This window comes from Microcystis sp. BLCC-F209 (assembly GCF_041928595.1).
Classification (GTDB): Bacteria; Cyanobacteriota; Cyanobacteriia; order Cyanobacteriales; family Microcystaceae; genus Microcystis.
Window position 1 is genome coordinate 1 of sequence record NZ_JBHFLL010000241.1, and the last position, 6,765, is coordinate 6,765.

The following is a 6,765-nucleotide window of genomic DNA, read 5'->3' on the forward strand; positions in this document are numbered from 1 at the left end:
CAAGGGCAAACACTTCAGGATAGTCGATTAATTGTAAACTAGAACGGGTTAATAATTTGCCTTGTGCTGTTTTCTGACAATCTAAATTATTGATCCAATCCTGTGCCTCAGTTCCTGCTGTCCACAATAATAAATCAATGGAGACAACCTCATTTGTATTATCTTTAAATACGGTCATGGAATTAGCGATAACTTCCTTTAATCCCGTGTTTAAATAGAGACTAACATTCTTGGCTAAAAAAGCATAGAAAGGTCGGCCCAGATAACGCAGCAATAATAATAATAATGCCCCGTGGTAAGCACCCCAAAAGATGAAATTCCAGGACGCACCGTGCCAGAAACCTGAAAGAGTAAAGGTGATGAATAGATAAAAAGGCACCCAATTTTTATTGGAACCCATCAGGGGTAAAAACACATAATCCCGAAACCAAGTGCTAAGGGTAATATGCCAACGTCGCCAAAATTCGTTAATACTTTGGGATGTATAGAGTGCTAAAAAGTTTAATTCTAATCTCACCCCGACAAAATAGGCTAAACCGACAGCAATAAAGCTATAACCGCCGAAGTCAAAATAGATTCTCAGGCTGAATAAAAAGGCCTCAAACCAGATATACCAAGCATTGTCGATCATCTTATCTAATTCAATGTAGGGCGCAATGTTATCTGCAAGGACAAATTTCATAAATAAACCGAGGGAAAGCCAACGCAAACCATTCTCGAAGTTTTCTCCTGTAAATTTGAGTCGAAATCCCCCCATCTGTGGTAATAAATCCCGGCGGCGCTCGATCGGACCCGCGACAATTTGGGGGAAAAAGGAGATAAAATTGACATAATCGAGAACGGCTAGGGGTTTCTTTTTCTTTTCCCGCAGGGAGTCCACCACGAAAGCCACCATCTGGAATGTATAGAAGGATACCCCCGGCGGTATCTGGCTAGGCACGGGAATCGGAGAAAGTTCCTTCCAGTTAGGGGGAAGGGAAACGAATAATCCGATGATTTCCTGGACGAAAAAGCCGAAATACTTGAAGTAAGCGAGGACAAGAATATCGATGACGATAACGATTGTGGCCAGGAGATTCGCTTTCCAGCCGCTCATTTTCAGCACTAGCCAGACCATAATGTAGTTAAAGGCTAGGGAGACGATAAAAACGAGGAAACTGGTGCGACTGGCGTAATAAAATAGGATCAGGGAAAGTGCCGCTAATCCGACTCCATCAAAAACACCTCGCCAGAGATTGAAGGACTTCGCCAGGTAGCGTGCCGTTAAGAAAGGAACGCTAAAAAGGATTAATATCCACCAAAATATAAAATCAGAGTAATTCAAGGCTTGTTAACTCCTGATGGTCTGTGTTACCTTGTTTGAGATCGGTTTCCTGGCTTCTGATGCTCAGAGACGAGGGATTTTCTTGACAAGCCTATCAAACTTTGTCAGACTTGTCCATAAAATTACCTCTAGCAACCCTTAACAATTGAGTCCAGACAAGCAATGCTTTATCAAAAACCGTGAGATACTCATAAACGCTATCGGCAATTTAAGACTTATCCCCATATTACCGATCAATATTGATCCAGTCAGTTGGTAGAGCATAATATTAGTCGTAATTATGGTGAATATGATGGTAAATCTGGTCAACTTTTTTATCAACCTTTAGGGATCAGTTTAAGCAAAAATAAGCAGGATTTCTTTTCTGGTAGTAAAGTTTTTAACCTTAAAATATCTGGCTAATTGTCAATTTTATATCGATGAGCAACAGGAATTAATTATCGAGATCGATGGAGTTAAGTTAATTATCGAGACTGGACAGGATTTGGATATCGCCCATGAAATTTTCCTTTTAGGTATATATGATTTTCTCGTAATTAGGGTTTCAGCTTTGACGGAGATGGGGAAATGGGGAAATTGCAAATAATACCCGAAAACCCCAACACCTTATAACTGATAACTGATAACTGCTTTACTGTGCTTGACAATAGGTATTAAAAGCTTCGCCAGTTTCTTTTTCTAATTGTCCCGCTTTTCTTACCTTTTCCTGTGCTAATTTTGCCCCGTTTTTATTGCGAGTTTCGATAACTTGAATTATTTCACGGGTGGCAGTAGCATAATCTTCGTAAACTTGAGCGAAAGCGATTTTATATTTCTCTAGTTCGGTATCCTTCACTTCTAATTTTTTCATATTTTCTGCGGCCTGTTCGATTTTATCGGCGGCTAATAGCCAACTTTTTTGGTCAATTTCTGTCCCTTGACCCTTGGTTAAGGATTTGGTTTCTTGGGCCACTTCGTTGGCAATGCGATAGATTTTTTGACATTGAAACTGTTTACTATCAGCACAACTTGCTAAAAAAGTCAAGCCTATAAATATTAAGATTATTTTGTTATTCATACCATTGTATTCGAGAGGATTCTAGAGAAGCTTATAGCGGTAAACTATCAGCCTCTAGCAGTTTTTTACTGTTATCGACTGATAAGTAGGTGGGTGTTCAAAATTGTCAGATACCCCCCTTATCAAGGGGGATCCCCCCGCCTATCGGCACCCCCCTTATCAAGGGGGGCAGGGGGGATCAAAGACAAAATCTATCTTCAATTTAATTGAAACCACTTACTTAGAAATGTTCAATCTGATAATACTAAAGTTTAGCACTCGATCGCTGTTAAGCGTGTCTTTTTTGATGCCAATTCCAAGCGTGTTCAACTATTACCTTGAGATCGGCATATTGGGGATGCCAACCGAGAACCTGTTTAGCTTTATCACTACTGCCGATTAAAATGGGAGCATCACCTGCCCTTCTGGGACTTTCGATCACAGGAATATCTAAACCAGTTACTGCTTGCGCTGTTTCAATCACTTCACGCACAGAAAAACCGTTACCATTGCCCAAATTAAACACATTACTTTCGCCCCCATTTAAGAGATATTCTAAGCCTAAAACGTGAGCTTGGGCTAAATCATTGACATGGATATAATCGCGAACAGCAGTGCCATCGGGAGTATCATAATCCGTGCCGAAAATTGACAGGGAATCCCGTTTTTTCAGGGCAGTTAATAAAGCCAGGGGAATTAAATGGGTTTCCGGTTGGTGATCTTCCCCTAATAAACCACTGGGATCCGCTCCAGAAGCATTAAAATAACGGAAAGCCACCGATTTTAAACCGTAGGCCGGATCAAAATCCCGAAGAATTTGTTCCACCATTTCCTTACTGGCAGCGTAGGGACTGAGGGGATGATGGGGATGATTTTCCGTCATCGGAATTTCCTTCGGCATTCCATAAATAGCACAGGTGGAAGAAAAAACAAATTTCTTCACATCGGCGGCGATCATCGCTTGCAAAAGAGTCAGACTACCACTAACATTATTTTGATAGTAAATAGCCGGTTCTTGCACCGATTCCCCCACGGCAATAAAAGCGGCAAAGTGCATGACGGCGGCAATATCACGACTAGCAAATAAATTATCCAGCAGCGATCGATCCCTAGTATCACCGACAATTAACTCAACTTTTAATATATCCTTAACGATTTCGGCGTGACCGTAGGATAAGTTATCGAGTACGATGACGGAATAACCGGCATTTTTGAGCGCTAGAACTGCATGGGAACCAATATAACCCGCACCGCCAGTAACGAGAATGGTAGGTTTAACTTGAGACACGCGATCATACCTATTTGAAATTGACTTGTCTATAACTTTATACCCTAATTTTGCTTTTATTTGACCATCATGTTAAGTCCCCTCGATCTATCTCTTTCCCTTGACAAAGAAACTTATCAATCACAAATTAAAGATTTAATGGAACAACTGCGATCGCTACAGAAGTCCTGTTGGGAATGTAAATTACCCGTGGTGGTGGTTTTGGAAGGTTGGGCGGCGGCAGGCAAGGGAACTTTAGTCAAAAAAATGGTTAACTATATGGATCCTCGCGGTTTTACCGTCCATCCAATTTTAACCCCTTCCCCCCAAGAGGAAAGTTACCCGTTTTTGTGGCGATTTTGGCAAAAACTGCCAGCAAAAGGCAGTATCGGCATTTTTTATCACAGTTGGTACACCCATCTACTAGAGGATCGACTCTTAAACAAATTGCCCTCCTCCCAGATTCCCCTAGTCATGCGCGATATCAACACCTTTGAGCGACAATTATCTGATGATCGGGTTGCGATCGCTAAATTCTGGATTCACCTCAGTCAAAAGGAATTAAAGTCACGCATCAAAGAATACGCCGAAAATGAACTAGAATCTTGGCGCGTGCGTCCGGAAGATTGGCAACAGGCCAAACGTTATGATGAGTATGCCAGTTTAGCCGAGGAAATGATTACCTACACTAGCACGGGGGCTGCCCCTTGGATATTGGTGGAGGGCAACTGTCAACGTTGGGCCCGGGTAAAAGTTCTCTCCCAATTAGTCGGTACGATCGCTCAAGCTTTGGATCAGCGCCAATTACCGATCGAACCTCCTGTCAATCTACCACCCCAAGCCCAATTACTGCCCACGGAACCCGATTATCTGGGGAGAGTGGACTTAAGTGCCAAATTGGAAAAAGAAGACTATAAAATCCGTTTGCGTCAGGCACAGGTAGAATTAAGAAAACTGCAATTAAAGATTTTTCAGGCAAATATTCCCGTTTTAGTCCTCTTTGAAGGGTGGGATGCCGCCGGTAAGGGAGGGGCGATCAAACGCTTAACCGATACCCTCGATCCTCGCAGTTATCAGGTGATTGCCTTTGCTGCCCCGACGGAGGAAGAACACCGCTATCATTATCTCTGGCGCTTCTGGCGCAAATTACCCGCAGCCAAAACTATCGGTATATTCGATCGCAGTTGGTATGGACGGGTTTTGGTGGAGAGAGTGGAAGGATTCGCTAAAGATATGGACTGGCGGCGGGCATATCAAGAAATTAACGAATTTGAGGCCCAATTAACCCATTCAGGCTGTGTTTTAGTCAAATTTTGGTTACATATTAGCCCCGAAGAACAGTTAAATCGCTTCAACGAGCGCCAAAATAACCCCTATCGTCAACATAAACTCACCGATGAAGATTGGCGCAATCGGGAAAAACAGCCCCTCTACCATGTGGCAGTTAATCACATGGTAGCCCGTACTAGCACCCCCGTCGCCCCCTGGACAATTGTAGCGGCAAATGATAAGTATTTCGCCCGCGTTAAAGTCATAGAAACAGTAATTGCCGCTATTGAAACCGGTTTGAAACAACGGGGATAGGGGAGATAGGGGTATGGGGATTTTTTCGATTCCCCTCCCTTAACCCTGATGTGCTGAGAAGCAGAGTCGAGAACTTCATTGAACGTTTTCAATGTCCACCAGAGGAAAAACAATCATGAATCTCAATGAGTTGCCAGGAGCCGAGATCATCTTACCCGGACTGAGGGATCTTCACAATGGTGAGTCTAATACCATTGGGGCGTTGCTAGTTGCGATCGCAGCGATGCGCCTAACCGAAGTCGGTTTCGATATCCCTAAAAATCACCTAGCTGCAGAGCCAGAGCTAACCTTGTATGCCTATCTCCAAGAGGAACGGGATGATGCTTATTCTTACTATAATGCTTTGCTGAATCGCCTCAATAGCTTTTGCAATGCACTCGAACTCGCTTATAAAATATGATGACAATTTCCCCCAGTTTAATTTCTCCCGATCTCAGTTTGGCCGATATTCCCCTAGAGGAAACCCTCTCCTTAGGAGTGATGGCTTCTGGTAGTGGTTCCAATTTTGCGGTTTTGGCGGAAGCGATCGCCAAAAAACAGCTAAATGCCCAGATTCCTGTCCTCATCTACAATAATCCCGATGCCAAGGTAAAAGAAAGAGCCGATCACTACAATATTCCTGCGGTTTTTCTCGATCATCGTCAATTTAAACCCAGAGAAGAACTCGATCGGGCAATAGTCGAAACTTTCCAAGAATACGGCGTAAAATGGGTAATTATGGCGGGCTGGATGCGAATTGTCACCCCGGTATTACTAGATGCTTTTCCCGATCGCGTGATCAATATCCATCCTAGTTTACTACCCAGTTTTAAGGGTGTGCGTGCCGTGGAACAAGCTTTAGCTGCGGGGGTAAAAGTGACCGGATGTACTGTGCATATCGCTCGCGCGGAGGTAGATAGCGGCCCGATTTTAATGCAAGCAGTGGTTCCCATTCTCCCGGATGATACCGCGACCAGTCTCCACGAACGCATTCAAGTGCAAGAACATCGCATTTTCCCGGTAGCGATCGCTTTAGCGGCGAAATTGGGTCTGTAGAGATAGATTTCTGGACTTCCTTGGCGAGAATACCGGCAAAAAAACGAAAATTCAACGCAAATCGTTAAATAAGTAGGTAGGCGTTAAAAATTATCAGACACCACCCTTATTAAGGTAGGGTTGATTCATGAATCAACCCTACTATGAATCAACCCCACTATGAATCAACCCTAGGACTAAGGGGGGATCGAACCTAAAATCCATTTTTAATTTAATTATAACCAGCTACTTATCACTCCTTCGTAAATTTCCTGAAAACTGAGAGCGAAATTGACAGAAGTTAAAGATAAACTGGCATTTTCGCCCTCGTATTCCGTTAATAGCCATTTATTTTCTTCAGTTTTGTTATACTGCATGATATAGGGACGACTTTGACTAATCAGAATATATTCTTGAAATTCCGGCAGCGAACGATAATAGAGAAATTTATCGCCCTGGTCATAATTTTGAGTTGATTTTGAGAGGACTTCTACTATTAATTTGGGATTGGTAATAGTTGTCTTGCCAGTTTCATAATAA

At 42.8% G+C, this 6,765-nt stretch carries 7 protein-coding genes; 3 read left to right on the forward strand and 4 right to left on the reverse strand.

What is annotated here, in order from left to right:
• The 3 genes from ACE1AQ_RS15380 to galE all read right to left on the reverse strand — a co-directional run.
• A partial coding sequence (locus tag ACE1AQ_RS15380; protein WP_374808715.1) for an MBOAT family O-acyltransferase occupies positions 1-1,324 on the reverse strand: 1,324 nt, incomplete at its 3' end.
• Positions 1,325-1,955: 631 nt separating this feature from the next.
• Positions 1,956-2,381: a hypothetical protein gene (locus ACE1AQ_RS15385; RefSeq protein ID WP_110546013.1), complete on the reverse strand. Its 426-nt coding sequence runs from the start codon at positions 2,379-2,381 to the stop codon at positions 1,956-1,958.
• A gap of 268 nt (positions 2,382-2,649) precedes the next feature.
• Complete coding sequence (galE, locus tag ACE1AQ_RS15390) at positions 2,650-3,648, reverse strand: UDP-glucose 4-epimerase GalE (RefSeq protein ID WP_008207343.1); 999 nt, start codon at positions 3,646-3,648, stop codon at positions 2,650-2,652.
• Positions 3,649-3,717: 69 nt separating this feature from the next.
• Here galE and pap point away from each other — a divergent pair, with 69 nt between their 5' ends.
• The 3 genes from pap to purN all read left to right on the forward strand — a co-directional run bounded on the left by pap (position 3,718) and on the right by purN (position 6,246).
• Positions 3,718-5,211 carry a polyphosphate:AMP phosphotransferase gene (pap, locus tag ACE1AQ_RS15395; protein ID WP_110546014.1) on the forward strand — a complete coding sequence of 498 codons (1,494 nt, stop codon included), beginning with the start codon at positions 3,718-3,720 and terminating at the stop codon, positions 5,209-5,211.
• Positions 5,212-5,326: 115 nt separating this feature from the next.
• Positions 5,327-5,611 (forward strand): hypothetical protein, encoded by a 285-nt coding sequence (locus ACE1AQ_RS15400; protein ID WP_110546015.1) that lies wholly within the window; start codon positions 5,327-5,329, stop codon positions 5,609-5,611.
• Positions 5,608-6,246 carry a phosphoribosylglycinamide formyltransferase gene (gene purN / locus ACE1AQ_RS15405; RefSeq protein WP_110546016.1) on the forward strand — a complete coding sequence of 213 codons (639 nt, stop codon included), beginning with the start codon at positions 5,608-5,610 and terminating at the stop codon, positions 6,244-6,246. Before ACE1AQ_RS15400 ends, purN begins: the two co-directional genes overlap by 4 nt.
• A gap of 215 nt (positions 6,247-6,461) precedes the next feature.
• On the opposite strand, the gene ACE1AQ_RS15410 is transcribed toward purN, so the two are convergent.
• Positions 6,462-6,765 (reverse strand): Uma2 family endonuclease (locus tag ACE1AQ_RS15410; RefSeq protein WP_374808718.1); only part of this gene is annotated, 304 nt, incomplete at its 5' end.